The sequence below is a fragment of the Mesorhizobium sp. M4B.F.Ca.ET.203.01.1.1 genome (assembly GCF_004791025.1).
Lineage (GTDB): Bacteria > Pseudomonadota > Alphaproteobacteria > Rhizobiales > Rhizobiaceae > Mesorhizobium > Mesorhizobium abyssinicae.
Genome location: NZ_SRUO01000007.1, coordinates 269555 through 294673 on the forward strand (window position 1 = coordinate 269555; position 25119 = coordinate 294673).

At 63.9% G+C, this 25119-nt stretch carries 30 protein-coding genes; 19 read left to right on the forward strand and 11 right to left on the reverse strand.

From position 1 onward, the window contains the following. The first annotated feature begins 125 nt into the window (after positions 1–125). The 6 genes from EN846_RS18085 (at position 126) to aat (ending at position 5472) form a co-directional block, all read left to right on the forward strand. Complete coding sequence (locus EN846_RS18085) at positions 126–1535, forward strand: M48 family metalloprotease (protein ID WP_127392480.1); 1410 nt, start codon at positions 126–128, stop codon at positions 1533–1535. A 61-nt stretch (positions 1536–1596) separates the two neighbouring features. Continuing rightward, positions 1597–2400 (forward strand): DsbA family protein, encoded by an 804-nt coding sequence (locus EN846_RS18090; protein WP_127392479.1) that lies wholly within the window; start codon positions 1597–1599, stop codon positions 2398–2400. 145 nt (positions 2401–2545) lie between these two features. Next, positions 2546–2980, forward strand: a complete 435-nt coding sequence (aroQ, locus tag EN846_RS18095; RefSeq protein ID WP_127310732.1) for a type II 3-dehydroquinate dehydratase — start codon at positions 2546–2548, stop codon at positions 2978–2980. Between the two features lie 26 nt (positions 2981–3006). After that, complete coding sequence (gene accB, locus EN846_RS18100) at positions 3007–3474, forward strand: acetyl-CoA carboxylase biotin carboxyl carrier protein (protein WP_127286058.1); 468 nt, start codon at positions 3007–3009, stop codon at positions 3472–3474. Positions 3475–3482: 8 nt separating this feature from the next. Then, positions 3483–4826 (forward strand): acetyl-CoA carboxylase biotin carboxylase subunit, encoded by a 1344-nt coding sequence (gene accC, locus EN846_RS18105; protein WP_127392477.1) that lies wholly within the window; start codon positions 3483–3485, stop codon positions 4824–4826. Positions 4827–4854: 28 nt separating this feature from the next. After that, entirely contained in the window at positions 4855–5472 is a 618-nt protein-coding gene (gene aat / locus EN846_RS18110) for a leucyl/phenylalanyl-tRNA--protein transferase (protein WP_127287274.1), read from the forward strand. An 11-nt stretch (positions 5473–5483) separates the two neighbouring features. Here aat and EN846_RS18115 read toward each other — a convergent pair whose 3' ends face one another. The 3 genes from EN846_RS18115 to EN846_RS18125 form a co-directional block, all read right to left on the reverse strand. Beyond that, positions 5484–5870: a hypothetical protein gene (locus tag EN846_RS18115; protein WP_127287277.1), complete on the reverse strand. Its 387-nt coding sequence runs from the start codon at positions 5868–5870 to the stop codon at positions 5484–5486. Between the two features lie 85 nt (positions 5871–5955). Then, on the reverse strand, positions 5956–6492 hold the full coding sequence (locus EN846_RS18120) for a DUF2155 domain-containing protein (RefSeq protein ID WP_127287275.1): 537 nt from the start codon (positions 6490–6492) through the stop codon (positions 5956–5958). Between the two features lie 125 nt (positions 6493–6617). Next, complete coding sequence (locus EN846_RS18125) at positions 6618–7016, reverse strand: NADH:ubiquinone oxidoreductase subunit NDUFA12 (RefSeq protein ID WP_127287276.1); 399 nt, start codon at positions 7014–7016, stop codon at positions 6618–6620. Positions 7017–7241: 225 nt separating this feature from the next. On the opposite strand from EN846_RS18125, the gene panB reads away from it, so the two are divergent. Together panB and panC are read left to right on the forward strand one after the other, a co-directional pair. Further along, positions 7242–8081 (forward strand): 3-methyl-2-oxobutanoate hydroxymethyltransferase, encoded by an 840-nt coding sequence (gene panB, locus EN846_RS18130; protein ID WP_127392476.1) that lies wholly within the window; start codon positions 7242–7244, stop codon positions 8079–8081. Beyond that, the gene (gene panC, locus EN846_RS18135; protein ID WP_127287309.1) at positions 8078–8932 is read left to right on the forward strand and encodes a pantoate--beta-alanine ligase; all 855 of its coding nucleotides are present in this window, start codon (positions 8078–8080) and stop codon (positions 8930–8932) included. The genes panB and panC overlap by 4 nt, the downstream gene beginning before the upstream one ends. 54 nt (positions 8933–8986) lie before the next feature. Here panC and EN846_RS18140 read toward each other — a convergent pair whose 3' ends face one another. After that, a complete protein-coding gene (locus EN846_RS18140) occupies positions 8987–9475 on the reverse strand; it encodes a GNAT family N-acetyltransferase (protein WP_128346591.1) in 489 nt (162 codons plus the stop codon). Positions 9476–9479: 4 nt separating this feature from the next. Further along, entirely contained in the window at positions 9480–10979 is a 1500-nt protein-coding gene (gatB, locus tag EN846_RS18145; protein ID WP_127286789.1) for an Asp-tRNA(Asn)/Glu-tRNA(Gln) amidotransferase subunit GatB, read from the reverse strand. Positions 10980–11261: 282 nt separating this feature from the next. Here gatB and EN846_RS18155 point away from each other — a divergent pair, with 282 nt between their 5' ends. Further along, positions 11262–11519: a YjhX family toxin gene (locus EN846_RS18155; RefSeq protein ID WP_127286790.1), complete on the forward strand. Its 258-nt coding sequence runs from the start codon at positions 11262–11264 to the stop codon at positions 11517–11519. 60 nt (positions 11520–11579) lie between these two features. On the opposite strand, the gene EN846_RS18160 is transcribed toward EN846_RS18155, so the two are convergent. From EN846_RS18160 to EN846_RS18170, 3 genes are all read right to left on the reverse strand, one after another. After that, positions 11580–12011 (reverse strand): CBS domain-containing protein, encoded by a 432-nt coding sequence (locus EN846_RS18160; RefSeq protein ID WP_126054363.1) that lies wholly within the window; start codon positions 12009–12011, stop codon positions 11580–11582. Positions 12012–12157: 146 nt separating this feature from the next. Next, the gene (locus EN846_RS18165; protein WP_127286791.1) at positions 12158–12982 is read right to left on the reverse strand and encodes an SDR family NAD(P)-dependent oxidoreductase; all 825 of its coding nucleotides are present in this window, start codon (positions 12980–12982) and stop codon (positions 12158–12160) included. Between the two features lie 198 nt (positions 12983–13180). Next, positions 13181–13912, reverse strand: coding sequence for a rhomboid family intramembrane serine protease (locus EN846_RS18170; RefSeq protein WP_127393669.1), 732 nt, complete (start codon positions 13910–13912; stop codon positions 13181–13183). A gap of 238 nt (positions 13913–14150) precedes the next feature. Here EN846_RS18170 and EN846_RS18175 point away from each other — a divergent pair, with 238 nt between their 5' ends. From EN846_RS18175 to EN846_RS18195, 5 genes are all read left to right on the forward strand, one after another. Next, positions 14151–14342: a hypothetical protein gene (locus EN846_RS18175; protein ID WP_320254650.1), complete on the forward strand. Its 192-nt coding sequence runs from the start codon at positions 14151–14153 to the stop codon at positions 14340–14342. Between the two features lie 62 nt (positions 14343–14404). Next, complete coding sequence (locus EN846_RS18180) at positions 14405–15937, forward strand: sugar ABC transporter ATP-binding protein (RefSeq protein WP_187331297.1); 1533 nt, start codon at positions 14405–14407, stop codon at positions 15935–15937. Then, the gene (locus EN846_RS18185) at positions 15934–16947 is read left to right on the forward strand and encodes an ABC transporter permease (RefSeq protein WP_127394001.1); all 1014 of its coding nucleotides are present in this window, start codon (positions 15934–15936) and stop codon (positions 16945–16947) included. Before EN846_RS18180 ends, EN846_RS18185 begins: the two co-directional genes overlap by 4 nt. A gap of 166 nt (positions 16948–17113) precedes the next feature. Beyond that, positions 17114–18196, forward strand: a complete 1083-nt coding sequence (locus EN846_RS18190; RefSeq protein WP_128347081.1) for an exo-alpha-sialidase — start codon at positions 17114–17116, stop codon at positions 18194–18196. 5 nt (positions 18197–18201) lie between these two features. Next, complete coding sequence (locus EN846_RS18195) at positions 18202–18495, forward strand: MoaD/ThiS family protein (protein ID WP_127286331.1); 294 nt, start codon at positions 18202–18204, stop codon at positions 18493–18495. 75 nt (positions 18496–18570) lie between these two features. Here EN846_RS18195 and EN846_RS18200 read toward each other — a convergent pair whose 3' ends face one another. Continuing rightward, entirely contained in the window at positions 18571–19614 is a 1044-nt protein-coding gene (locus EN846_RS18200; RefSeq protein ID WP_127394228.1) for a substrate-binding domain-containing protein, read from the reverse strand. Between the two features lie 578 nt (positions 19615–20192). Here EN846_RS18200 and EN846_RS18205 point away from each other — a divergent pair. The 5 genes from EN846_RS18205 to EN846_RS18225 all read left to right on the forward strand — a co-directional run bounded on the left by EN846_RS18205 (position 20193) and on the right by EN846_RS18225 (position 24119). Then, positions 20193–20831, forward strand: coding sequence for a PAS domain-containing protein (locus EN846_RS18205; protein ID WP_127394237.1), 639 nt, complete (start codon positions 20193–20195; stop codon positions 20829–20831). Between the two features lie 126 nt (positions 20832–20957). Next, complete coding sequence (locus tag EN846_RS18210; RefSeq protein WP_127286334.1) at positions 20958–21575, forward strand: PilZ domain-containing protein; 618 nt, start codon at positions 20958–20960, stop codon at positions 21573–21575. Positions 21576–21837: 262 nt separating this feature from the next. After that, the gene (locus EN846_RS18215) at positions 21838–22443 is read left to right on the forward strand and encodes a transglutaminase-like cysteine peptidase (protein WP_135858401.1); all 606 of its coding nucleotides are present in this window, start codon (positions 21838–21840) and stop codon (positions 22441–22443) included. Between the two features lie 346 nt (positions 22444–22789). Beyond that, complete coding sequence (locus EN846_RS18220) at positions 22790–23542, forward strand: NYN domain-containing protein (RefSeq protein WP_127391513.1); 753 nt, start codon at positions 22790–22792, stop codon at positions 23540–23542. Between the two features lie 7 nt (positions 23543–23549). Further along, positions 23550–24119 carry an ankyrin repeat domain-containing protein gene (locus tag EN846_RS18225; RefSeq protein WP_127391514.1) on the forward strand — a complete coding sequence of 190 codons (570 nt, stop codon included), beginning with the start codon at positions 23550–23552 and terminating at the stop codon, positions 24117–24119. 31 nt (positions 24120–24150) lie between these two features. On the opposite strand, the gene EN846_RS18230 is transcribed toward EN846_RS18225, so the two are convergent. After that, positions 24151–24678 (reverse strand): gamma carbonic anhydrase family protein, encoded by a 528-nt coding sequence (locus tag EN846_RS18230; RefSeq protein WP_127391515.1) that lies wholly within the window; start codon positions 24676–24678, stop codon positions 24151–24153. 19 nt (positions 24679–24697) lie between these two features. Then, on the reverse strand, positions 24698–25042 hold the full coding sequence (locus tag EN846_RS18235) for a hypothetical protein (RefSeq protein ID WP_127391516.1): 345 nt from the start codon (positions 25040–25042) through the stop codon (positions 24698–24700). Positions 25043–25119 lie beyond the last annotated feature (77 nt).

Genomic DNA, 25119 nt, shown 5'->3' on the forward strand with positions numbered 1-25119 from the left:
CAACACGCCAGGATCCGCCCTGGCCGCGCCGCACAAATGCCCGATTGATGTGGGGATCACAAGCGCAGGAAGTTTTCGGTGCCGACTTTTCATCCTTCGCCCGCTCGTCTACCAGTGGACCTGTCATGTTGAGCCGACCCAGATCGACCACTGCCAGATCGACCATTGCAGGAACCGCGCGCGGCTTCGTCTCGCTTTTGCTTGCCGCCGCCGTCGCGATCTCCGGCTCGGTCAGCGCGTTTGCGCAAAACGTGCCTATCGTGCGCGACGCCGAGATCGAGGCGCTGGTTCGCGACTACGCGCGGCCGATCTTCAAGGCGGCGGGCCTTGCCAATGACGGCATCGACATCGTGCTGGTCAACGATCCGAGCTTCAATGCCTTCGTTACCGGGCGCCGCATGTTCATCAACACCGGCGCGCTGATGACGGCGGAAACGCCCAACGAGATCATCGGCGTCATGGCCCATGAAGCCGGCCATATCGCCGGCGGCCACCAGCAGAAGCTGCGCGACCAGCTGGAGCGCGCCAAGACGATGGCGATCATCGCCACGCTGCTCGGCGCCGGCGCCATCGTGGCCGGCGCCACCACCAACAGCCGGGGCCTCGCCGGCGCCGGCATGGGTGTCGCGGCGGGTGGCGGCGAGATGGCGCAGCGCAGCATCCTCGCCTATCAGCGCACCGAGGAGACGACCGCCGACCGCTCGGCGATCACCTATCTCAACGCCACCGGCCAGTCCGGCATGGGCATGTTGAAGACCTTCTCCCGCTTCCAGAGCGCCTTGTCGCTGTCCGGCACCCAGGTCGATCCTTACCGCATCAGCCATCCGATGCCGCAGGAGCGCATCGCCAACCTCGAAACGCTGGTCAAGCAAAGCCCCTACGTCAACAAGCTCGATCCGCCGGCGCTGCAGCAGCGGCATGACATGATGCGCATCAAGATCGCCGTCTACATGCAGGGACAGGCGGCCGCCTCGCGTCTGATGCGCAAGAACCCGGGCAGCCTTGCCTCGCGTTATGGCGATGCGCAGATCGCCTATTTGTACGGCAACCTCAATGCCGCGCTCGCCAAGACCGCCGCCTTGATCAAGGAACAGCCGAAGAACCCTTACTTCCAGGAGTTGCGCGGCGACATACTGATGAAGGCGAACAAGCCGAAGGACGCCGCTGACGCCTACGCCAAGGCGGTCAGCCTCGATCCGGCGAAATCGGGACTGCTGCCGGTCTCGCTTGGCCAGGCATTGATGGCGATCGGCACCCCGGAATCGCTCAAGAAGGCGGCCGCGCAGATCAGCAACGGTCTCGGACGCGACAAGGAAAATGCCGCCGGCTACCGTTACCTGGCGCAGGCCTATGGTGAGCTCGGCGAGATTCCGGCGGCCGATCTCGCCACCGCCGAAGGCCATTTCTATTCCGGCGACTACAGGAACGCCAAGATCTTCGCCATGCGCGCGCAGCAGAAGATGAAGCGTGGCGAGCCGGGCTGGCTTCGCGCCCAGGATATCATAAACTACGCGCCTTCGGGCAAAACCAAGTGAACCTTCCGGCCGCGCCAGGCGACTGAAGCGACCGCAACAGGCAAAAAAGGGATCGAGGATCATGAACAAGGCAATCCTGCTTGGCACGACGGGGGCGGTGGCGGCCCTCGCCATGCTGGCGGTCGGCTTCGCCGCCGGAAATCCGCAGGTGGCAAAGGCCGATACGGCGCAAGTCGCCGAGGCCGCGTCCCCGGACACCAAAATCGACCGCAAGGAAGTGGAAGGCATTATCCGCGACTATCTGCTGAAGAACCCGGAAGTGCTGCTCGAGGTCCAGGACGCGCTCGAGGCCAAGCAGAAGGAAGAGCAGCGCATTGCCGCCCTCGGCGTCATCAAGAACGCCAAGGACGAGATCTTCAACTCCACCTTCGACGGCATCGTCGGCAACCCGAACGGCAAGGTCACCATCGTCGAGTTCTACGATTACAATTGCGGCTTCTGCAAACGCGCCATCGAGGACATGCAGGCGCTGACCAAGGCCGACCCTGACCTGCGCTTCGTGCTCAAGGAATTCCCGATCCTCAGCCCGGATTCGCAGAAGGCCAGCGTCGTCTCCATGGCCTTCCACCTGATGATGCCGGAGAAGTATGGCGCTTTCCACACCGCGCTGCTCGGCGGCCAGGGCCGCGCCACCGAGTCGATCGCCATCAAGACCGCGGTCTCGCTTGGCGCCGACGAGGCCAAGCTGCGCGAGAAAATGAAGGATCCCAGCATCAACGAGGCGCTGGCCCGCACCTATGATCTTGCCACCAAGCTGTCGATCACCGGCACCCCCTCCTATGTGGTCGGCAACGAGGTGGTGTTCGGCGCCCTCGGAAAGAACGTCCTGACCGAAAAGATCGAGGCGGCGAAGGCCGCGCTCTGACCCCAGTCGGGCCCTTGCGGCAGGCGGTTTTCCGCCTGTTGTGGACAGCGAAAGAACGCACTTGCGCTCTTTTCGCGGGCGTCTATGCCCATTATAGAGGCCCAGTGCGCCGGCTTGGGGCCGGCGCCGGGAAAGGTCGGCATTCTTGAAAACGGTTTTCGTCCTGAACGGTCCCAACCTGAACGCGCTCGGCAAGCGGGAGCCCGGCATCTATGGCGGCAAGACGCTTGCCGCCATCGCCGACGACTGCAAGAAGGCAGGCGCCGACCTTGGGCTGGAGATCGATTTCCGTCAGTCGAACCATGAGGGCGACCTCGTCGACTGGATCCACGAAGCCGGCGACAAGGCTGCTGGCATAGTCATCAATCCGGGCGCCTACAGCCACACCTCGATTGCCATTCACGACGCCATCCGCGCTGTCGCGCCGCTGCCCGTCGCCGAAGTCCATCTCTCCAACATCCATGCGCGGGAACCGTTCCGCCACGTCTCCATGGTCGCGCCGGTCGCCGTCGGCATGATCTGCGGGTTCGGGCCGCTCGGCTACACGCTTGCGCTGCAGGCGCTGGCGGCACGCCTGTGACCGGCCAACAAACAGAAGGCTCGAAAATGTCTATAAAGAAGACCGGTGTTGACCAGCAGCTGATCCGCGATCTGGCGGGCATACTGAACGACACCAACCTCACCGAGATCGAGGTCGAGCTCGGTGACCTGAAGGTGCGCGTGTCGCGGCAGGCGCAGACAGTGCACGCGGTGGCGGCTCCCGCGGCCGCCTATGCGCCGGCGGCAGCCCCGGCGCAGTCCGCGGCGGCGGCCGCCGCGGCGCCGGCCGCCGACCAGTCGAAAAACGCGGTGCCCTCGCCAATGGTCGGCACCGCCTACCTGGCGCCCTCGCCCGACGCCAAGCCGTTCATCGAGATCGGCCAGAAGGTCAAGGAGGGCCAGACGCTGCTGATCATCGAGGCGATGAAGACGATGAACCAGATCCCCTCGCCGCGCGCCGGCACGGTGACCGCGATCCTGTTCGAGGACGCCCAGCCGGTCGAATACGGCATGCCTCTCGTCGTCATCGAGTAGAGCCGGGAATGTTCCAGAAGATCCTCATCGCCAATCGCGGCGAAATCGCCCTCAGGGTGCTGCGCGCCTGCAAGGAGCTCGGTATCCAGACCGTGGTGGTGCATTCGACGGCCGACGCCGACGCCATGCATGTCAGGCTGGCCGACGAGAGCGTTTGCATCGGCCCGCCCCCGTCACGCGACAGCTATCTCAACATCCACCAGATCGTCGCCGCCTGCGAGATCACCGGCGCCGACGCGGTGCATCCGGGCTACGGCTTCCTGTCGGAGAACGCCAAGTTCGCCGACATCCTCGCCGCCCACAACATCACCTTCATCGGCCCGACCGGCGACCACATCCGCATCATGGGCGACAAGATCGAGGCCAAGCGTACCGCAAAGCGCCTGGGCATTCCGGTCGTTCCCGGCTCCGACGGCGCGATCAGCGAAGAGAAGGAAGCCAAGCGCGTCGCCGCCGAGATCGGCTACCCCGTCATCATCAAGGCTTCGGCCGGCGGCGGCGGGCGCGGCATGAAGGTGGCGCGCAGCGAGGCCGACCTCGAGATCGCCCTGCAGACGGCAAAGTCGGAAGCCGGCGCCGCCTTCGGCGACGACGCCGTCTATATCGAAAAATACCTGGAGAAGCCGCGCCACATCGAATTGCAGGTGTTCGGCGATGGCGCCGGCCGCGGCGTCCATTTCGGCGAGCGCGACTGCTCGTTGCAACGCCGCCACCAGAAGGTCTGGGAAGAGGCGAATTCGCCCGCGCTCAACGCCGAGGAACGCGCGCGCATCGGCGGCATCTGCGCCAAGGCCGTCGCCGATCTCGGCTATTCCGGCGCCGGCACCATCGAATTCCTCTATGAGGACGGCGAGTTCTATTTCATCGAAATGAACACCCGCCTGCAGGTCGAGCATCCGGTGACGGAGGCGATCACCGGCATCGACCTCGTGCACGAGCAGATCCGTGTCGCCTCCGGCGGCGGTCTCTCGGTCCGGCAGGAGGACATCAAGTTCAACGGCCACGCCATCGAATGCCGTATCAATGCCGAGGACCCGCGCACCTTCACGCCCTCGCCGGGCACCATCACCCATTTCCACACGCCTGGCGGGCTCGGCATCCGCGTCGATTCCGGCGTCTATTCCGGCTACAAGATCCCGCCCTACTACGACAGCCTGATCGGCAAGCTGATCGTGCATGGCCGCAACCGCGTCGAATGCATGATGCGGCTGCGCCGGGCGCTGGACGAATTCGTCGTCGACGGCATAAAGACGACGCTGCCGCTGTTCCGCGACCTGGTCGGCAACCCCGACATCGCCAATGGCGACTACGACATCCACTGGCTGGAAAAATATCTGGCTAAAGAGGAATAGCCGCTGAGCTTGCAGTTATAATGCCGCGATGACCCGTCCCTATGCGCCCGGCTATCGCATCCCGACCGACCTGTTGCTGAAGGCCTATGCGTCGGGCGTCTTCCCGATGGCCGAAAGTGCCAGCGATCCGGAAGTGTTCTGGGTGCGGCCGGAAACGCGCGGGATCATACCGCTGGACGGCTTTCATACGCCGCGCAGCCTGAAGAAGACGATCCGCAAGCACCCGTTCGAGATCCGCTACGATTTCGATTTCGAGGCGACGATCGACGGCTGCGCCGAAAGGCGAGAGGAACGCCGCTCGACCTGGATCAACGCGCCGATCCGCGAGGCCTATGTCGATCTCTATCGGCTCGGCCATTGCCATTCGGTCGAGGCCTGGCGCGAGGAACGGCTGGTCGGCGGCCTCTACGGCGTCTCGCTCGGCCGCGTGTTCTTCGGCGAAAGCATGTTCGCCAAGGAAACGGACGCGTCCAAGACCTGTCTCTATCACCTGGTCGAGCGGTTGAAGGCGCGCGGCTTCGCGCTGCTGGACACCCAGTTCACCACCGAGCACCTCAAGCGCTTCGGCGCCGTCGACGTGCCGCGCGGCCAATATGAGAAGATGCTGGCCGAGGCCTTGAAGGGCGAGGCCATCTTCTCGCCATGAAGCCGTAGCGATCAGCCTTTTGCTGAAGCCTCTATCGGCGTTTGCGCATGGAACATCATCTTCCAGCCATTGGTGCGATGCACGTAGCCGGTGCTGACCAGCGCGCTGTAGATTTCGCCATTCTCGCGCGTCGCGTGCGCCTCGTAGGTCAGCATGACAATGTCGCTGCCGGGTTCCACCATGCCCTTTAGGTCGATGTCGAGATCGCGCCAGCGACGTGGCTTGCTGGCGGTTTTAGCCAGATCGGCATTGCTGATCGCATGCGCCATCTCCGGAAAGGCCACGAGGCATTCGGCATCGGCGTTGGCCGCATAGTAGGCCGCATCGCCGGTCCAGAATCCCCTTTCGAGGTCAAGCAATTCCTTCTTGCTGGCCGTCATGTGCTTGGTTGCTGACATCGCAAGATCCTCCATGCGCAACAGTGCGCAATCGCTCTTTGCCAACGTGTGGCGAACGAAGCGGTTCCCCGAATCTGCTGTTGGATCAGTTGGCCTCGCCGCTATCCGGCTCGGTCGCAGCCGGAGCGGCGGCGGCCTTCGGCTTGGACGTATCGACCTGTGACGCACCGGTCTTGGCGGCCTCGGGCGGCGGCACGTCCGACTTCTGCTTGCAGCCCTTCAGCCAGACGTCATAGACCGCATGCTCGACGGCGTTGAGGCCGGGGCTCTCGGCGAACATCCAGCCGGTGAAGATGCGGCGGATCTTGCGATCGAGCGTGATCTCGTCGACCTCGACGAAGGAATCAGTCTTCGGTTCCTCGGTCTCCGGCCGCGAATAGCAGATGCGCGGCGTCACCTGCAGGGCGCCGAACTGCACCGTCTCGTCGATATAGACATCGAAGGTGATGATGCGGCCGGTGATCTTGTCAATGCCCGCGAACTCGGCCACCGGATTGGTGATGCGGTCGGCAGCCACCGGCGCCGCCTGTGTCTGCGCGGCTGCAAACGTCACCGTGCAGAGGGCGAGAGCGGCTGCTGCCGCCGCCACGGCGCCCATCGAGATTCGGCTAAAGATGCTCATGCGAGGATACCGGTGGTTGCGCCCGGGTGATTCTTTCACGCCAAGGCTAGTCGCCGTTTTCAGATCAGCAAGCAGCTAAACGTCAATTGTGGCGACAAAGGACCGATCAGCACCTTGACCGTGGATTACGAACCGGGCGTCCAGGCGTCATAGTCGCCGGTCACCTGCGGGCGATGCTGGTTGGTGAGCACCGAGCCCTTCGGACGGTAGGCGGCGGGGCTGCCGGTGAGGTTCGCCTGGTGCGGTTTCTGCCATTCGCGCGGCCGGTAGTCATCGCTCGGCGGCGCCACGTCGACACGGTGATGGATCCAGCCGTGCCAGCCCGGCGGGATCTTCGAGGCTTCCGAGTAGTCACGGTAGATGACCCAGCGACGGGTGCGGCCTTCCGAATCGATGCCGCCCTCGTAATAGACGTTGCCGGCTTCGTCCTGGCCGACCTTCCTGCCGTGGCGCCAGGTGTGGAAGCGCGTTCCCAGCGTCTGGCTGTTCCACCAGGTGAAAAACTGCGTAAGGAAAGTTTTCATCCAAGTCCTCGCGGCGGCAGCGGCAGCGCCTTTATCCTGCTTATGGCGTCAGGTAACCGCGAAGGCAAGGGTTTTGCCGTGGCCGCAATGTAAATGGTTCGTGCGCTAAATCGATACAGCGGCGCGGGCGGTCGCAGCCATGCTTGCCAAGCAGTTCCCATATTTCTAAAGCTCTGCTCGCCCGCCAACGGGCGCCTGGTCGGTGCCGGCTGAGGGAGGTGAAGATTGGTCCAAGACCCGCCCGCCAGTGGCCGGATCAGCGCCGACGACATTCGCCGTCGCAAGGGCGGCGTGCCGATCGTCAGCCTGACCGCCTATACCTATCCCGTCGCCCGCCTGCTTGATCCTCACGTCGACCTGCTCTTGGTCGGCGACAGCGTCGCCATGGTGCTGCACGGCCACACGACCACGCTCGGCGCATCGCTGGAGATGATGATCGCGCACGGGCAGGCCGTGATGCGCGGCTCCACCAGGGCTTGCGTGGTCGTCGACATGCCGGCCGGCAGCTATGAGACTTCGGCGGCTGAGGCCGTCGCTTCGGCGCGGCGGATCGTCGAGGAAACGGGCTGCCAGGCGGTCAAGCTGGAGGGCGGCGTCGACATGGCCCGGCAGATCGCCGCGATCGTGGCCGGCGGCATCCCGGTCATGGGCCATATCGGCCTGCAGCCGCAATCGGTGGAGAAGGACGGCGGCTACAAGATCAAGGGCCGGACCGAGGACAATGTCGCGACCCTGTTCCGCGACGCCGAAGCGGTGGAAAAGGCCGGCGCCTTTTCCGTCGTCATCGAGGGCACGGTTGAAAGCGTCGCGGCTGACCTTACCCGCGCCATCGCCATTCCCACCATCGGCATCGGCGCCAGCCCCGATTGCGACGGCCAGATCCTGGTCACCGACGACATGGTCGGCCTGACCGTCGACCGCGTGCCGAAATTCGTCAAGGAATATGCCCACCTGCGCGATGTCGTCTCGGACGCCGCCGCCCGCTTCGCGGCGGAGGTGCGCGACCGCACTTTTCCCGGCCCGGACCACGTCTTTGCCGCCACACCCGATAAGGACAACGTATGAGCCGACCGATCGTCGTCGAAACGGTTTCCGCCCTTCGCGAGCAAATCCGCGACTGGCGGCGCGAGGGCCTCGGCATCGCCATGGTGCCGACCATGGGCGCGCTGCATGACGGCCACATCTCGCTGGTCAGGATGGCGCTTGCAAGCGCCGAGCGCTGCGTCGTCTCGATCTTCGTCAATCCGGCGCAGTTCGCGCCGACGGAAGACCTCGACAAATATCCGCGCCAACTTGCCCGCGACCTCGACCGGCTGGCCGAAGCCGGAGCGCATCTCGCCTTCACGCCAGGCGTCGCGGAGATGTACCCGGCCGGCTTCGCCACCAGGATTTCCGTCGGCGGCCCCTCCTCCGGCCTGGAATCGGAGTTCAGGCCGAGCTTCTTCGACGGTGTCGCCACCGTCGTGGCCAAGCTCTTCCTGCAGGCGGCTCCCGACCGTGCCATCTTCGGCGAGAAGGACTATCAGCAGCTTTGCGTCGTCAGACAGCTTTGCCGCGATCTCGACCTGCCCGTCGACATCATCGGCGCGCCGACGGTCCGCGACGCGCATGGCCTCGCCATGTCCTCGCGCAACGCCTATCTCGACGAGAAAGGCCTTGCGGTGGCGCGCCAGCTCAACGTGGTTCTGCGTCGGACGGCGGCCGCGCTCGCAGCCGGCGCCGACGAAGCCGGCGCGACCGCCGAGGCCCGGCAGGCGCTCATCGAGGCAGGCTTCCAGAAGGTGGACTATGTCGCCGCGCGCGAAAGCCTGACACTCGCTCCCTGGCGACGCGATCGGGAAGGCCGCTTGCTCGCCGCCGCCTGGCTCGGCACGACCAGGCTGATCGACAACTTGGAAATCCCTGCCAGCATGTAGCCGCCCTGAGGCGCCCGGTCATACCTTTCGCCCGCGGCGCTGCCCCCGCGGTGACTATCCGAGCGCCTTCTCCAGGATAAGTGCCGGCAGCCCTGATCCGCCGCCGCAATCGGCGGTTTTGCCGGCGGACGCAAAGCCTTGCGATCGGTAGAAGGCGATTGCCGCCGCGTTGACCTCTTCCACTTCGAGGCGCAGCTTGTTCGCCTCCGGAAAGCTGACCTCGATCTCGTCGAGCAAGGCCGTGCCGATCCCTTGCCGCTGGCAGGCCGGGTGCACATAGAGCTGGTGCAGGAGGACAATCTTCGGGTCGGTGGTGGCGGCGGCGAAAGCCATGCCGCCGAGCCGCTTGCCGTCGTCGGCGACCAGGAATTCGGAGTTCGGCCGCGTCAGCCGCGCCTTCAGCGAGGCGATCGAATGCCAGTCGTCGGTGATCGCCGTCACCCTTTCGACGCCATAGATGGCGTCATAGGTCGCGTGCCACGTCTCGACCAGCAGCGCGCGGATCGCAACAAGATCGCGCTCGCTGGCGGTACGGACGAACATCGCTTTATTCGATGCCGAGCTTGGCCTTGACCAGGTCGTTGACGGCCTGCGGATTGGCCTTGCCGCCGGTCGCCTTCATCACCTGGCCGACGAACCAGCCGGCCATGGTCGGCTTGGCGCGCGCCTGCTCAACCTTGTCCGGATTGGCGGCGATCACCTCATCCACCGCCTTCTCGATGGCGCCGGTGTCGGTGACCTGCTTCATGCCGCGGCTTTCGACGAGCGCGCGCGGATCGCCGCCCTCGTTCCAGACGATCTCGAACAGGTCCTTGGCGATCTTGCCGGAGATCGTGCCTTCCTTGATCAGGTCGAGGACGGCGCCGAGCTGCTCGGGCGAAACCGGAGCGTTTTCGATGTCTTTGCCGGCCTTGTTGAGGGCGCCGAGCAGATCGTTGATGACCCAGTTGGCGGCGAGTTTGCCATCGCGCCCGGCAGCCACCTTCTCGAAATAGTCGGCGATCGGCTTTTCCGACACCAGGATCGAGGCGTCGTAGGTCGACAGGCCGAGCGCCGCTATCAGCCTTGCCTTCTTGTCGTCCGGCAGTTCCGGCAGGTCCTTGGCCAGCGCGTCGACATAGGCCTGGTCGAATACAAGTGGCAGAAGATCCGGGTCGGGGAAATAGCGGTAGTCATGCGCCTCTTCCTTGGAGCGCATCGAACGCGTCTCGCCCTTGTTGGGGTCGAACAGCCGCGTTTCCTGATCGATCTTGCCGCCATCCTCGAGGACGGCGATCTGTCGGCGCGCCTCGTATTCGATGGCCTGGCCGATGAAGCGGATCGAGTTGACGTTCTTGATCTCGCAGCGCGTGCCGAAGTCGCCGCCCGGCTTGCGCACCGAGACGTTGACGTCGGCGCGCAGCGAGCCTTCGTCCATGTTGCCGTCGCAGGTGCCGAGATAACGCACGATGGTGCGCAACTTGGTCACATAGGCCTTGGCCTCGTCGGCCGAGCGCATGTCGGGCTTGGAGACGATCTCCATCAGCGCCACGCCGGAACGGTTGAGATCGACATAGGACATGGTCGGATGCTGGTCGTGCATCGACTTGCCGGCATCCTGCTCCAGATGCAGCCGCTCGATGCCGACCTCGATGTCCTCGAACTCGCCCTGCCGGTCCGGGCCAACCGAGACGATGACCTTGCCCTCACCGACGATCGGCTGCTTGAACTGCGAAATCTGGTAGCCCTGCGGCAGGTCCGGATAGAAATAGTTCTTCCGGTCGAAGACCGACTTGTGATTGATCTCGGCCTTCAGGCCGAGGCCGGTGCGGATTGCCTGCTTGACGCATTCCTCATTGATGACGGGCAGCATGCCGGGCATCGCCGCGTCGACCAGGCTGACATTGGCATTGGGCGCCGCGCCGAAAGAGGTCGCCGCCCCGGAGAACAGCTTGGCCTCCGAGGTGACCTGGGCATGCACTTCGAGGCCGATGATGACTTCCCAGTCGCCGGTGGCGCCGGGGATCAGGCGTTTTGCGTCGGGCGTGCGGGTATCGATGATGCTCATGGTGGCCTGCGCTTCTGGCTCGCGAGATTTGCGATTTTCGCGAATTTGGGTGTTGGCCTTCGCTAGTGCAATCCGCTCCATCAGACAAGCGCAAAGCCCGCATGCTGGCCTTTTCGGCCGCCTTCGCTTATAGGACGTCCATCCAATGGAGAGTGGATGTCCACTTACGCTCAGTCCCGGTAAGGCCCTGACCTCGTAGCGAGGCAGGGCGACAAAACCTGAAACCCCGTGCCGCGAAATCCCGCGGCGGCGGCTTTTGTTGTTTTCCCGGGAATTCTCCAGATGGACATTTCGCGCATTGAACAGCGCATCCTGCACCTGCTCGCGCAGGGCGGGCGCATCGAAATGGAAAAGAATGCCAGTAAGAAGATCGCTTCGGTCCAATGCCTGACCCGCGACGGCTGGCGCTACCCAGGCGTCGATCTCGAGCTCTTTCGAAAACTGAGACGGAAGAAGGCGGTGTCCTCGTCGGGCGGCGGCCCCTACCGCATCACCCGGCGCGGGCTCGAACTCGTACGCGCCGAACTCGACAACAGATAGAGGCGTTCGCGCCTCAACTTCCGCCGACCGGCAGCGGCCGGCGGATCGTCTGTGCGTCCGCTAGGCGGTGGCGATATAGGCCCTGATCTCCTCGGCCTCGCGCTCGACATCCTCGATGCGACGCTTGACGACGTCGCCGATCGACACGATGCCATAGAGCAGGCCGTCCTTTTCCACCGGCAGATGGCGGAAGCGGCCCTTGGTCATGATCTCCATCACCTCGTTGACGGTGTGGTTCTCGTTGCAGATCTTCACCTTCGGCGTCATCGCCGAACGCACCGCAATATCGAGCGCCGCAGCACCTTCCTTGGCCAGCACGCGCACGATATCGCGCTCGGAGAGGATGCCGACGATCTTGTGGTCGCCATTGGTGATGACCAGCGCGCCGATCCTGTGTTCGGTCAGGATGCGAATGGCCTCGCTCAGCTTTTCGTTCGGCCCGAGCGTCAACACGTCATGGCCCTTCTTCTCGAGAATTGCCTTAACAGTCATGGCGTCCTCCTCAGCTTTTGCTGCCGGTTCCTGCCCTGACCGGCATTCACGTTCCGGTGAACATGGTGCGCCGTGATTGTTTGCATTTCAAGTGCGGCGCGGCCTGTCTGGCCTGCCGCGTCGCGGCAGTCCGACGGATCGCTATCTCAGTAGGATTTCTTCATCGGCCGAATGCTGATCTCCGTTACCTCGGCGGTCCACGGGAGCGTAAGTGAATCAATCACGATTGCGGCGACATCCTCCGGTTGGAGTAGCAGATCTGGCTCGAAAGCTCGTCCCTCGTTCACACATAAATTTTCGGTTCTGGTCGTCGCTGTGCGGCCCGGAAATACGCTGAGAACGCGCACATCGTCCCCATTGACCTCCTGCCTGAGGGTGTCGGCAATGGATTTGAGCGCATGTTGGGTAGCCGCGAAATGGCCTCGTCCTGCTGCGCAAGTCAGCCCCGCGCTTGAGTTGATGAAGACAATTTGACCTCTGGGTCGTCTAAGGAGAGGCAGCGCTTTCTGTGTAAGGACCAGAGGCCCACGCACATTGGCGGCATATTGCAAATCGATCTGCTTCGCAGCGGCCTCTTCCAATTTTCCGTGACTTATGATTCCAGCGCAGTGAACCAGTATGTCAAGGCGGCCGAATGCCCGATCAATACAACGACACAATTGTTTGATCGCTGTTTCATCAGTTAGATCGCATATCCTGATATTGACTTGTTGCCCAAACGGCCTGCAGAGATCGGCTGTGCAATTTAGTCGACTTTCGTCTCGACCCACTAGACATAAACGCGCCCCAGCCATTGCCAGGGCCAAGGAAATGCATCTGCCAATCCCGCCGCTTGCTCCGGCGACCAGGGCGCACTGCTGATAGAGTTTCTTGCTGAACAAAGGGCTCGCAGGATCCTTGGCCTGCGTATCGGGGCCAACATCGCCTGCGATGGCGGCCTCGGCTTTCCCGAGATTGTTGGATTTGGACATCGTCCTAGCTTCCTTTCCACAATGTATGCGTGTGGCGGAGCGCGATGCAAGATGACGAAAAGGTGTAAAGTGGTGGTAAGCCAACGTTCCAAAGCATTAGAATGATGGAGAGATTCCAATAAATAGGCTTCGAAGGGATGCAATCGGAGCAAGAATGGCGCTCGGAAACCTCACGTCTTGGCCCGCAGCAGGGATCGCTCAGGGCGTCCGGTCGCGGCGGTCGAAAACGCGCACCCCGAAAAAGCCGGCGACGAAGCCGCCAATATGGGCCTCCCAGGCGATCTGGCCGTCGATGCCGGGAGCAAAGCCGACAAGTCCGGTGACGAGGTTGATGACCATCCAGACGCCAAGAAAAGTCATGACGCCGCGCGAGCGCAGCACCGCGCCGATCGGCAGCGGCGCTCCGGCGAAGGCCGCATGGCCGGACGAGCGATCGACACGGAAGCCGTAGCGCGCGGCCGCTCCCATCATGCCCGAGATCGCCCCCGACGCGCCGACCAGCGGCGTCTGCTCGAGCGGATGCAAGGCAAAGAACAACGCAACCGCCGCAAGCCCGGTCGCCCCGAAGAACAGCGCGAAGCGAAGCGCGCCGTAGCGGTTCGCCAACGGCGAGCCGAAAGCGGCCAGCCACACCATGTTGATCACGAGATGCGCGAGCCCGCCATGCAGGAAGGCATAGGTGAAGGGGCTGGTGAAAGCATAGACATCGAGATCGTAGCGGCCGGAATAGCGCACCGGGATGAACGCTGCCCGCACCAGCAGGGCGAAATCCTGATCGTCGGTGAGCGCGTAAACGCGGATCAGGTGGACGACGACGCAGATGCCGATCACCGCCAGCACCACCGGCGGCAGATTGAATATCGGTTCGCGGCGCGGCTCGGGCGCGTCATCCGTCTGTTCGATTTCCGAAGGGCTAACCGGTTCGCTCATTCACAACGGGTCCAGGGATTCGATTGGCGAGCTTTAGAGCAAGGGCGCCCAGGTTGAAACACTTCTGTTCCTCCACGGCACCCGGCGCAGCCTCGCTTTCAATTGCTACGAACCGAAAGGAAACGAAGCGGAAATGCTCTGGCGTTCGCGAAACTCGCAACGCGCGTTCTCGGAAGCAACAAGACCCCTTCCTAGAATGCGGCCGATTTTCAAAGGGGCCACCTATCAGAATGCCGGCATGCGCGTGTTCGACATATCCGACCCCTACACGCCGATGGAAACCGGCGCGCTGGTCCCGGCGGCGCCTGCCTGCATGGTCGACAAGCGCCCGAACCGGCCGCAGGTGATCCAGTCGACCGACGTTCGTCGACGCCAACGGCGTCGTCTATTCGCCAGACCACAATGCCGGACCAGCGATCTTGGAATATGAGGGGTGACAAGCGTCACCCGCCGCCCCACCCAACGCAGCCCACCAGCCGAAGCCAACGCACCTTGCCACAAGCCGCCTCCGCCATCGCCGTCTCCGTTGCCGGCATCGAGAAATCCTTCGGCCCGACGCGTGCGCTCGCCGGCGCCGACCTTGCCGTCGCCTCCGGCGAGGTCGTGGCGCTGATGGGCGCCAACGGCGCCGGCAAATCGACCTTGGTGAAGATCCTGTCGGGTTCGCACACGCCGGATGCGGGCACGATCACGCTAGACGGCAAGGCGATCACCTTCGCCTCGCCCAGCGCCGCCAAGGCCGCCGGCATCGCGACGGTGCATCAAGCAACAGACCAGGCAGGGGCTGCCGGGTTGACGGTCGCCGAGAATCTGGCGCTCGACGAGCTCTGCAGCCCGGGCGGGCGTTTTCTGGTCTCGAACAGGTCAATCCGCAAGCGCGCGCGGGAGATCGCGGCGCTGATCGATCTCGACCTGCCGCTCGACCGCGACTTCGTCGATTTGCGCCCAGCCGAACGGCAGTTGATCGCCATCGCCCGCGCCGTCGCGGCGAGCGCCTCCTTGCTGATCCTCGACGAGCCGACATCGAGCCTGTCGGCCACCGAAGCCGAGCGGCTGTTCGCCGTCGTCAGGCGGTTGCGCGACAGCGGCATGGCGGTCCTCTACATTTCACACCGGCTCGGCGACCTCGCGGCGATCGCCGATCGCGCCGTCGTCATGCGCGGTGGCCGCATCGTCGGCGCTTTTGCCAGGCCGATCGACTTCCCGGCGGCGGTTGCCGCCATGATCGGCCGGCCGCTGGAGGCCGCCACCCATCGTGGCGAGGCGTCGACCGCACCCGTGGTCCTGTCGGTCAAGGGCGCCAGGCTGGTCGCGGGCGCCGCACCTTTCGACCTCGAACTCCGCTCAGGCGAGGTCGTCGCCATCACCGGCACGCTTGGCTCCGGCAAGAGCCGGCTGCTGCGCGCCCTTTTCGGCCTTGCAACCCTTGCCGAAGGCACTTTCGGGCTTGATGGGAAACCCTGGCTTTCGAGCGGGCCAGGACAGTCGATCGAGAACGGCGTGTTCATGGTCGCTGAGGATCGCTGGCAATCCTCGCTGCTGCCTCCGGAAGTTCCCGGCGCCTCCATCGCCGGCACCATCGCCCTGCCGCATCTGAAACGCTGGTTTCCGGGCGGCCTGCTCAGGACCAAGCGCGAGCGCAAGGTCGCCGCCGAAGCGATCGCACGGCTCGGCATCAAGGCGCGCGGTCCGGACGACACGCTCGACGAGCTTTCCGGCGGCAACCAGCAGAAGGTCGTGCTCGCCCGCTGGCAGGCGGCGCCTTGTCGGCTGCTCCTGCTCGACGAGCCGTTCCAGGGCGTCGATGTCGGCGCTCGCGCCGACCTGATCGCCGCCATCCGCGGCAGCCAGAGCGGCTCGGCCACGCTGATCGCGACCAGCGACACCGAGGAGGCGCTGGAAGTCGCCGACCGCATCCTCGTCATGCGCAACCATTCCCTTCATGCGGCCGAAGACGGCCATGGCCCGCTCAGCGACCGGATCGACAGGGTCGAGGGCGAGGAGACCGCCGGAGACCCGAGATGACCGAATTGACGACAACGCAAGCCGCCCCGCGTCCCTCGCTTCTGCGCGAGATCCGCCGATACGCGCTCTTCGCGCTGCTTGCCCTGATGGTCATCGGCTTCTGGTATGTGCAGCCCGCCTTCATCCGCTCGGCCAATCTGTTCTCGATCCTGCAGGCGGTTTCGGTGGTCGCGATCCTCGGCGTCGGCGTGTCGATCACCATGGCGGCGGATGGCTTCGATCTCTCGGTCGGCAGCGTCGCCGCCTCCTCGGTGATGGCGGCAAGCTACGCCATGGTCGTGTGGCAGATGGATGCCGCCGAAACGATGGCGCTTGTCCTGCTGATGGGCGCTCTGATCGGCCTCGCCAACGGGCTGCTGATCGTCCGCGTCGGCGTGCCGGATCTTCTCGCGACGCTGGCGACCATGTTCCTGCTGACCGGCCTGCAGCTGATCCCGACCGGCGGCCGCTCGATCACCGCCGGCATGGTGCTTCCCGACGGCTCGACGGTGCCCGGCACCTTCGATCCTGCCTTCCTGATCCTCGGACGCTCGCGGCTCCTCGACCTCGTTCCGCTGTCCGTCGTGGCGATGGCGCTCGTCGCCCTCGTCGCCTGGTTCCTGATGGAGCGCACGCGCTGGGGGCGCGTCTTCTATGCCATCGGCGGCAACGAGACGGCCGCGCACCTCTCCGGCGCGCCGACCAAGGCGTACCGCCTCTCCGCCTATGTCATTTCGGGCACGCTGGCATCGCTCGGCGGCCTGATCGTTGCCTCGCGCGTCGGCCGCGGCGACGTCTCGGCCGGCAACTCGCTGCTGCTAGACGCCGTCGCGGCCTCACTGATCGGCTATGCCGTGCTCGACAAGCGCCGCCCGCATGTGATCGGCACGGTCGTCGGCGCGATCTTCGTCGGCGTGCTCTTGAACGGCCTCACCATGCTGAACGCGCCCTACTACACGCAGGATTTCGTCAAGGGCGTCGTGCTGGTCGGCGCGCTGGCGGCGACCTTCGGCCTCGGAAAGAAGCGCTGAGAGCAATTCCAGGAAAAGTGTGTTTGCGGTTTTCGTCCGTAATTGCGGCGGCATATCTTCTCAGCTTGGCCTCGACGGGTTTAGACTGCAAAAAATTCTCTGATCCTGTCGGCTAGGCCCGCGCTCCGCCGTCCTTGATGGTAGCTATGCGAACGGGAGGAGAAAAATGCCGGAAAAAGTCCTGGTCCTGATCGGCACGAAAAAAGGCGCCTTCATCGCCGAGAGCGACGGCAAGCGCGGGTCTTGGAAGCTGCGTGGTCCGTTCTGCGAGCACTGGCCGATGAACCATGTCGTCGGCGACCCTAAGACCGGCGCGATCTACGGCGCCGGCGGCAATGAGTGGTTCGGGCCGGCGGTCTGGAAGTCGGACGACCTTGGCGAGACCTGGAAGCATTCCAGCGAGGGCTTGGCCTATGATGCCGGCGAGGAACCGATCAAGGCGGTGTGGAGCCTCGCAAGGCGCAACGGCAGCCTCTATGCCGGCGTGCAGCCGGCCGGCCTGTTTCGCTCCGATGACGACGGCGTCACCTGGAGCCACATCGAGGGCCTGCAGCGTCACCCAAGCCGCAAGGACTGGAACCCGGGCGGCGCCGGCCTCATCCTCCATTCCATCGTCACGCACCCCAGGGACGAGGAGCAGATCTGGGTGGGCATCTCGTCAGCGGGCGTGTTCTACACCTGGGACGGCGGCAAGACGTGGGAGCCACGCAACCGCGGCACACGCGCCGACTTCCTGCCCGAAGGACAAAACTATCCAGAGTTCGGCCAGTGCGTGCACTGCCTGGTGATGGCGCCCGGCAAGCCCGATCGGCTCTACCAGCAGAACCATTGCGGCATGTACCGCTCCGATGACGGCGGCAAGAGCTGGCAGAGCATCGAGAAGGGCCTTCCTTCGACGTTCGGATTTCCCGCGGCCACGCATCCGCGCGACGCCGACACGCTGTTCCTTCTGCCGCTCAACGGCGACAGTGCCGGCCGCTACGTGCCGGACGCGAAGGCGGCGGTCTGGAAGACCGAAGATGCGGGCGCCACCTGGTTGGACGAGCGCAAGGGCCTGCCGCAGGAGAACTGCTATGCGGGCGTGTTGCGGCAGGCTATGGCGACCGACAGCCTCGAGCCGGCCGGCGTCTATTTCGGCACCAGCGGCGGCTCGCTTTTCGCCAGTGCCGATGAAGGCGAAAACTGGTCGGAGATCGCTCAGCATCTGCCCGCGATCCTGTCCGTCGAGGCGATGGTGGTGAGCGAGTAACGCAAATGTCGAACGCCACCGCCCGCAATGTGCCCCTGGTCGTCGCGCGGCTCCCGGGCGTGCTCATCGACCTGTTTCCTGGCGCGCCGCGCCGGGTCGAACTGCCGGCCTCCACCGTGAAGGAAATGATTGACGGGCTGGACGCGCGCTGGCCCGGCATGCGCGACCGTATCTGCGATTCCCGCCCCGCGATCCGCCGCCACATGAACGTCTTTCTCGATGGTGAAAGGGCAACCCTGGAAACCAGGTTAGCGCCCGGCACCGAGGTTTTTGTCCTGACGGCCATCAGCGGCGGCTAGACGCACAGGGTTGCCCAAGCCTTCGGGCAATTTCTCCTCTCCCGCGCGGCAAGCGAGGGAGAGGAGAAGCGAAGATCAGTTGGTTGGAATCCAGTTGGCGGCGGCCGCGTCGCTCTGGCCGAAGGCGGGAAGCTTGGCGTCGAGGTCCTCGACCGTCTTGATGCCGTTCTTGCGCAGTTCCTCCTGCGTCAGCAGCACCGGCTTGACGACGATGCTGTGGCCCGGATCCTCACCCGCGATCAGCTTGGCCGCGGCCCGCACCGAAACCGCGCCGACGACAGCCGGATTGGTGGCGGCGGTGGCGACCCACGGGCTTCCTTCCGCGGTGATCTCCGTGATGTCGGCTGTAGACACGTCGGCCGAGTAGATCTTCACCTTGCCGGAGATGCCGAGTTCGTCGGTGGCCAGTTTCACGCCGCGCGCGAACTCGTCATAGGGAGCGAAGACGACGCTGATATTGGGATTGGCCTGGAAGGCCGCCTTGGTCTGATCGGCGGTCGACACCGCGGTCGTGTCGTTGACCGTTCCCCAGCGCGCCTTCTCGACAATGCCGGCATTGGCCTTCTTGGTCTCGTCCCAGATCTCGTTGCGCCGGTCGAGCGGCGCGAAGCCGGCGACATAGACGTAGCCCGCCTGGAACGACGTGCCGTTGTCCTTGAACGCCTGGCCGAGCGCCGCCTTGGCAAGCTCGTGATCGGACTGTTCGACCTGCGGGATTTTGGGATTGTCGAGATTGACGTCGAAGGCGACGACCTTGATGCCGGCATCGAGCGCCTTTTGCGCAACGTCCTTCAGCGCCTCGGGCTGGCCGTGGTCGATGATGATGGCCTGCACGCCGAGATTGATCGCCTGTTCGATCTGATCGCGCTGCGCGGCGGCGTCCTGCCGGCCGGAAAAGATCTGCAGGTCGATGTCGAGCGCTTTCGCCTGTTTCGTCGCGCCGGCCTGATAGGCCTGGAAGAAATCGCCGGCCGAGATGAAGGTGACGAGCGCCACCTTTACGCCGCCCTTGTCGAAGGGCGCCGGAGCACCGGCGATCCCCGCAGCGGACGCCGCACCGACGGGCACGGCGCAAGCGAGCAGGCCGGCGGCGAATAGTCCTAGAATGGAAGTCTTCATGAGAAATTCCCCGTGAATACGCCGACAAGGCACGTCTCCGGACCGCGGGATCGCCGCCGTCGCGCCTCGATGTGCGAATTCGCGAAAGGTACAGCGGCGGCGGAGCCGCCCGGAACGCAGATTTTTCTCTTTCCAAGCGTGCGATTGGCAAATGTTGCTGTTGCCAGTCACGCTGTCCGGGGATCGCGCTACGAGCCTGCGCTCGAGGCGTCTGGCTGTTGCGGCCGCTGGAGAGCTTCCCGCCCGCGCGTGCCGCGAATCGCTGCATGCGCGAATCAAAAAAGAAGCCGTCCAAGGTCCCCCCTTGAACGGCCGGTCGAGCCCCCTGCTCCCCTGAAACTCTTGACTGAAGTGCTGCCGATCGTCGCGAAACGACCGCTTCTGGAGTGGTTTTGGTGTGCCACAGGCAGGGTTCGGCGGCAACGTAAACCACTTGTTAACCTTAACGTCCCCGACCCGTGAACAAGTGTTAACGATGCTGGCACGCATCCTGCTCCGCAACGCATGTAGTCATCGGAGGGCGCCCTGTCTGTTCGCCGATGGGACATGAAAAGACAGATTGCGCGAAAGAGCACACAATGAACCAGATCGGATCGATCACGCTGTTCCAATATTGGAACCAGCTGCGTGATGGGCGCCCCGCCCCGAAGCGTTCGGAAGTGGAGCCCGCCGACATCAAGTCGCTTTTAGCCGACACGTTCATCCTGGAAAGGGATACGCGCGGCGAAGCCGTGTTCCGGCTGGCCGGGACGAGGCTTTGCGCCGGCTATGGCCGCGAGCTCAAGGGGTTTTCCTTCCCCTCGCTGTGGCGCGAGAAGGACCAACGGCTCGTCTCGCGGCTGGTCCACGGCGTCTTCGAGCAGAAGTCCGTGGTGCTCATCACCTATGAGGGCTTCAGCCGCAACGGCCGTTCCAACAAGTTCGAGCTGCTTGCGCTGCCGCTCGACGGCGGCGTCGAGAATCCGCGCTGCCTCGGCGTCATCAGCGCCGCCGAAAGACCATTCTGGCTCGGCGCCGATCCGATCACCGACGCGCTGATCGATTCGATCCGCGTCGTCGATCCGGACAAGGAGCCGATGTTCCTGAAGAACCGGCCGGCGATCAACGTTCCCTCGCTTGTTCCGTCCGAATTCGACCCGCCAGAAACGTTTTCGGCGCTCGGCCGCGCACGTCGCATCCGTCATCTGGTCGTGTTCGAGGGTGGGCGCGGCGAATAGCCGAATCCGTCTCTGGATCGAGCGCAAAGGGCTCGGCTTTTCCCCTTTGTTAACCTGCTTTGCTGTAGTTTTGCGGGTGAAATTCCTCGCATCGACGCGCGGAATGCCAACGGGGTGTAGGCAGTCATGAGGTCAACGGCGGTCGACTACGCGCCGTCCCGCGCCGAAAGGCGTAACTTTCAGCGCGTCCGGGTCAAGATCTATGGGCGCTTCATGCTGGAGGACCGCACCGAGCACCCGTGCCAGGTGATCGACATGTCGCCGGGCAATGTGGCGCTGCGGACCGAGCGGGTCGGCATGCCGGGCGAGAAGGTCATCGCCTATATCGACCACATCGGCCGCGTCGAGGGCATCGTGACGCGCACCTCGCAGGACGGCTTCGCGATGACGGTCATCGCCTCGGACCGCAAGAAGGACAAGCTTGCAGCGCAGTTGACCTGGCTTGCCAACAAGCACGAGCTCGACCTGCCGGAAGACCGCCGCCACGAACGCGTCGCGCCGCGCAACCCGATGAGCGTGCTTCAGCTCACCGACGGGCGCCAGTACCAGTGCCGCATCATCGACCTGTCGCTCTCGGGCGCGGCGGTCGAGATCGACGTCAAGCCGGCGATCGGCGTCCAGATCATGCTGGGCACGATGCGCGGCCAGGTGGTGCGTCATTTCGAGGATGGCGTCGCCGTCGAATTCGCCGTCATCCAGCGGCCGGAAACACTGGATTCCGAATTCAACACGCCGCGCGCCTGACGAACGGCGCGCGACCAGAAACGGAACCGGCCCCATAGCGGCCGGTTTTTTGTTTCGCGCCTGCCCCGCACCCGCCTGAGCTCGTCAAGGAACAACGGCCGTTCGGCGAAATGCCGTGCTTAAGAAGGCCGTCAAAATTTTAGATCAAGCTAATTCAAATTTTATGCTTATTCTATTGGGGTTTTACTCAATGTCTACTTCGGGTTTTTGCGTCAAATAAATCCGACTGTGGGATGGTCTCCTCGAACGGGGAGACTAAGCAATGAAAAAGACGAGGGGCAAGCTATTGCTCATGGCAATAGCGATGCAGCTTTCCGCTTGGGGAACGGCATATGCGGGACCGGCCTTCATGCACACCGGCGGCCGCACCACGCAGCCGGTCGGCCATTATGAATTCTGCCAGAAGCTTTCGCAGGAATGCACCGAACGCACGCCGAAGCAGGCGCCGATCGAACTGACGCGCAAGCTGTGGGCAGCGATCGTCAACATCAACAATTCGGTCAACACCAGGATCACGCCGCGCACCGACATGGAAATGTGGGGCAAGGAAGAGGTCTGGTCCTACCCCGACAGCGGCTTTGGCGACTGCGAGGACTATGCGCTGGAAAAGCGCCGCGAGCTGATGGACATCGGCGTGCCTGCCGGCGCCCTGCTGATGACGGTGGCGCGCCAGCCGAATGGCGACGGCCACGCGGTGCTCACCGTGCGCACCAGCCTCGGCGAGTTCATCCTCGACAATCTGCAGCCCAAGGTGATGGCCTGGACCGACACCCCCTACACCTATCTCAAGCGCCAATCGACAGAGAATTCGGGCGTTTGGGTGACGATCAATGACGGCCGCGAGGACGCGGTCGCCAGCGTCCGCTAAGGCGCCAATGCATGCCGCCCCGTGGGGGAATTTGGGGCGACGGCATGCATGAACAAGTTAAGGGCGTCGCCCTCATGCGACGTGCTTAGGGAGAAAACCCGGTCGAGTCCCCACCCTCCCCGTCCCCAACGACCGGGTTTTAGGAGCCGGCCCTGTCCCCGGGCCGGCTCCGCCATTTCTGGCCAAGATAGTTTAGACCCCGGCAGGATGATACGGCTCAGTAGTCCGGATTTCTGTTTGCAGCCGCCTCTGCTACAACAGCAAGCAGCGCAAACCGGGGCCTGGTTGTGGTATCTCCGGCTAGAAATCGAGAGTTCGAGAATGCGCCAGCCGGGGGACGTGCTGCATGCCGACCGAAGCCCGATCGCCGCGCCTTGCGGTTCTCATCGACGCCGACAACGCTTCTGCCAAAATCGTCGATGGTCTGTTCGAAGAGATCGCGAAGATCGGCGAAGCCAGCGTCCGCCGCATCTACGGTGATTTCTCGAACGGCCGATCGAAAGGCTGGAACGAAGTAGTCTTGTCAAAGCACGCGATCATTCCGCAGCAGCAGTTTGCTTACACGCCCGGAAAGAACGCTTCCGACATCACGCTGGTGATCGACGCGATGGATCTGCTTCACAGCGGTCGCTTCGACGGCTTCTGCCTAGTCTCTTCCGACAGTGACTTCACGCGGCTTGCTGCGCGCATACGCGAACAAGGTGTCGATGTTTTCGGATTTGGAGAGCAGAAAACCCCCTTGAGTTTTCGGCAGGCATGTCGCCGTTTCGTCTATACCGAAAACCTTCTTCGCATTGTCGAGAATTCTCAGAATGCAGCACCAGTTACGAAGCCACTTCAGCCCCCGAGCGCTGCTACACCAATACTGAAGAAAGTCATCGCTCAAATGGACAGCGAGGATGGCTGGGTGCTCCTTGGCACTTTCGGCAAGCAGCTCTCAAATCTCTTTTCAGATTTCGACCCTCGCACCTACGGCTTCGGCAAACTGAGCGATCTGGTGAGAAAGACAGCCGCATTCGAGATTGAAAATCCCAAGGGCGGAGCCATGCGAATACGGGTCAAGCCTGCGACAAAGAAAGGGAAAAACAAATCCGAGTGAAGGTGCCATGCTGGAAATTCCTGAAGACCGTTGCGAACGCGCCAGGCTGTTCAAGGCCATAGACGATGCCTTCAAGGCCGGCGATTTCGATGCGCTCGGCATTGCCGTGGGCGGCTCGCCGCGCTGGTTCGACGAGCGCATGCCGTTCGAGCTTGGCCTCGGCCATCCGCTGGAGTATGCGATCTACTGGAGTCCCCTCGCCTTCATCCCGGCTTTGATCGAAGCGGGCTCGAATCCGAACTACGGCGGCCATGCCGGATTTCCCTCTATTATCGCGGCGCTGTCCACCGAGCGGACCGACAAGCACGACATCATCCGCGTGCTGATCGAGCGCGGCGCGGATCCCGACATGCGCGGCGTCAACGACTGGACTCCGCTGCATTATGCGGTGGCGATGCGCGATGCCGAGGCGATCCGCCTGCTTCTCGCGGCCGGCGCGGACCCGGCGCTCAGAACCCGCATCGACGACTATGCGACGGCGCTGGAGGAGGCCGACAATGCCGGCTTTGAAGCCGGCGCTTCGCTGCTGCGCGAGGCGCTGGGAAAGCCTGGCTCGAATCCTGGCCGGAAACGTTGAGAGATGCCAACGGCCGCCGCCGGTCGCGGCCTCAGACCTTCTTCAGCCCGGCCTTGAAGCGCTTGCCGTTGGCGACGTAGTGCGCGGCCGAGCCGCGCAGCCTGGCGACTGCGGCGTCATCGAGTTCCCTCACGACCCGCGCGGGCGAGCCGACGATCAGCGAATTGTCGGGAAACGCCTTGCCCTCGGTGACCAGCGCGCCGGCGCCGACCAGCGAGTTCTTGCCGATCCTTGCTCCGTTGAGCACGATGGCGCCCATGCCGATCAGGCTGTTGTCGCCAATTTTGCAGCCATGCAGCAGCGCGCGGTGACCGATCGTGCAGCCCTCGCCGATGGTCAGCGGAAAACCTGGATCGGTGTGCATCACCGTATGCTCCTGCACGTTGGTCCCGGCGCCGATGGTGATCGGCTCGTTGTCGCCGCGGATGACGACGCCGGACCAGAAGCCGGCATCGCGGCCGATGTTGATGTCGCCGATCAGCGTCGCGTCCGGCGCGATCCAGTTGCTGTCGGCATCCACGAAGCTGGGCGCTTTTCCGTCGATCGCATAGGTCGGCATTGTCCGTCTCCGAATCGTCTCACGCTGGAAAGTGAGCCGACCCTAGGAGACCGGTCGCCCAGGATGCAATGGCGAGCAGGACGACGCCCTGCGCCAGCGCCCAGGCAATCGCCGTGCACCCGCACGACATCAGCGCCAGCGTGGTGATGCGGCCCTGCCTGCGGGCATCCAAAGCGTCATTGGCGAGCATGAACGGCCCCGCGCATGCCGTCGCGGCCAGCGATCGCAGTATGTGCGAAGGCGACACATAGGGCTCGACGAAGGCAAGCCTGCGGCCGCTGGCCAGTTCCATCGCCGATCCCATCAGGCCGCCGGCGGTGAGGCCGACGGCGAAAGCAAAGAGCACGAGTTCCACACCACCCATCTTTACCTTCCGTTTACCATGACGTCGCACAGTCGCATCCGACAGGCGCGCTGCAAGAGCCATGCCGCGCAATGTGT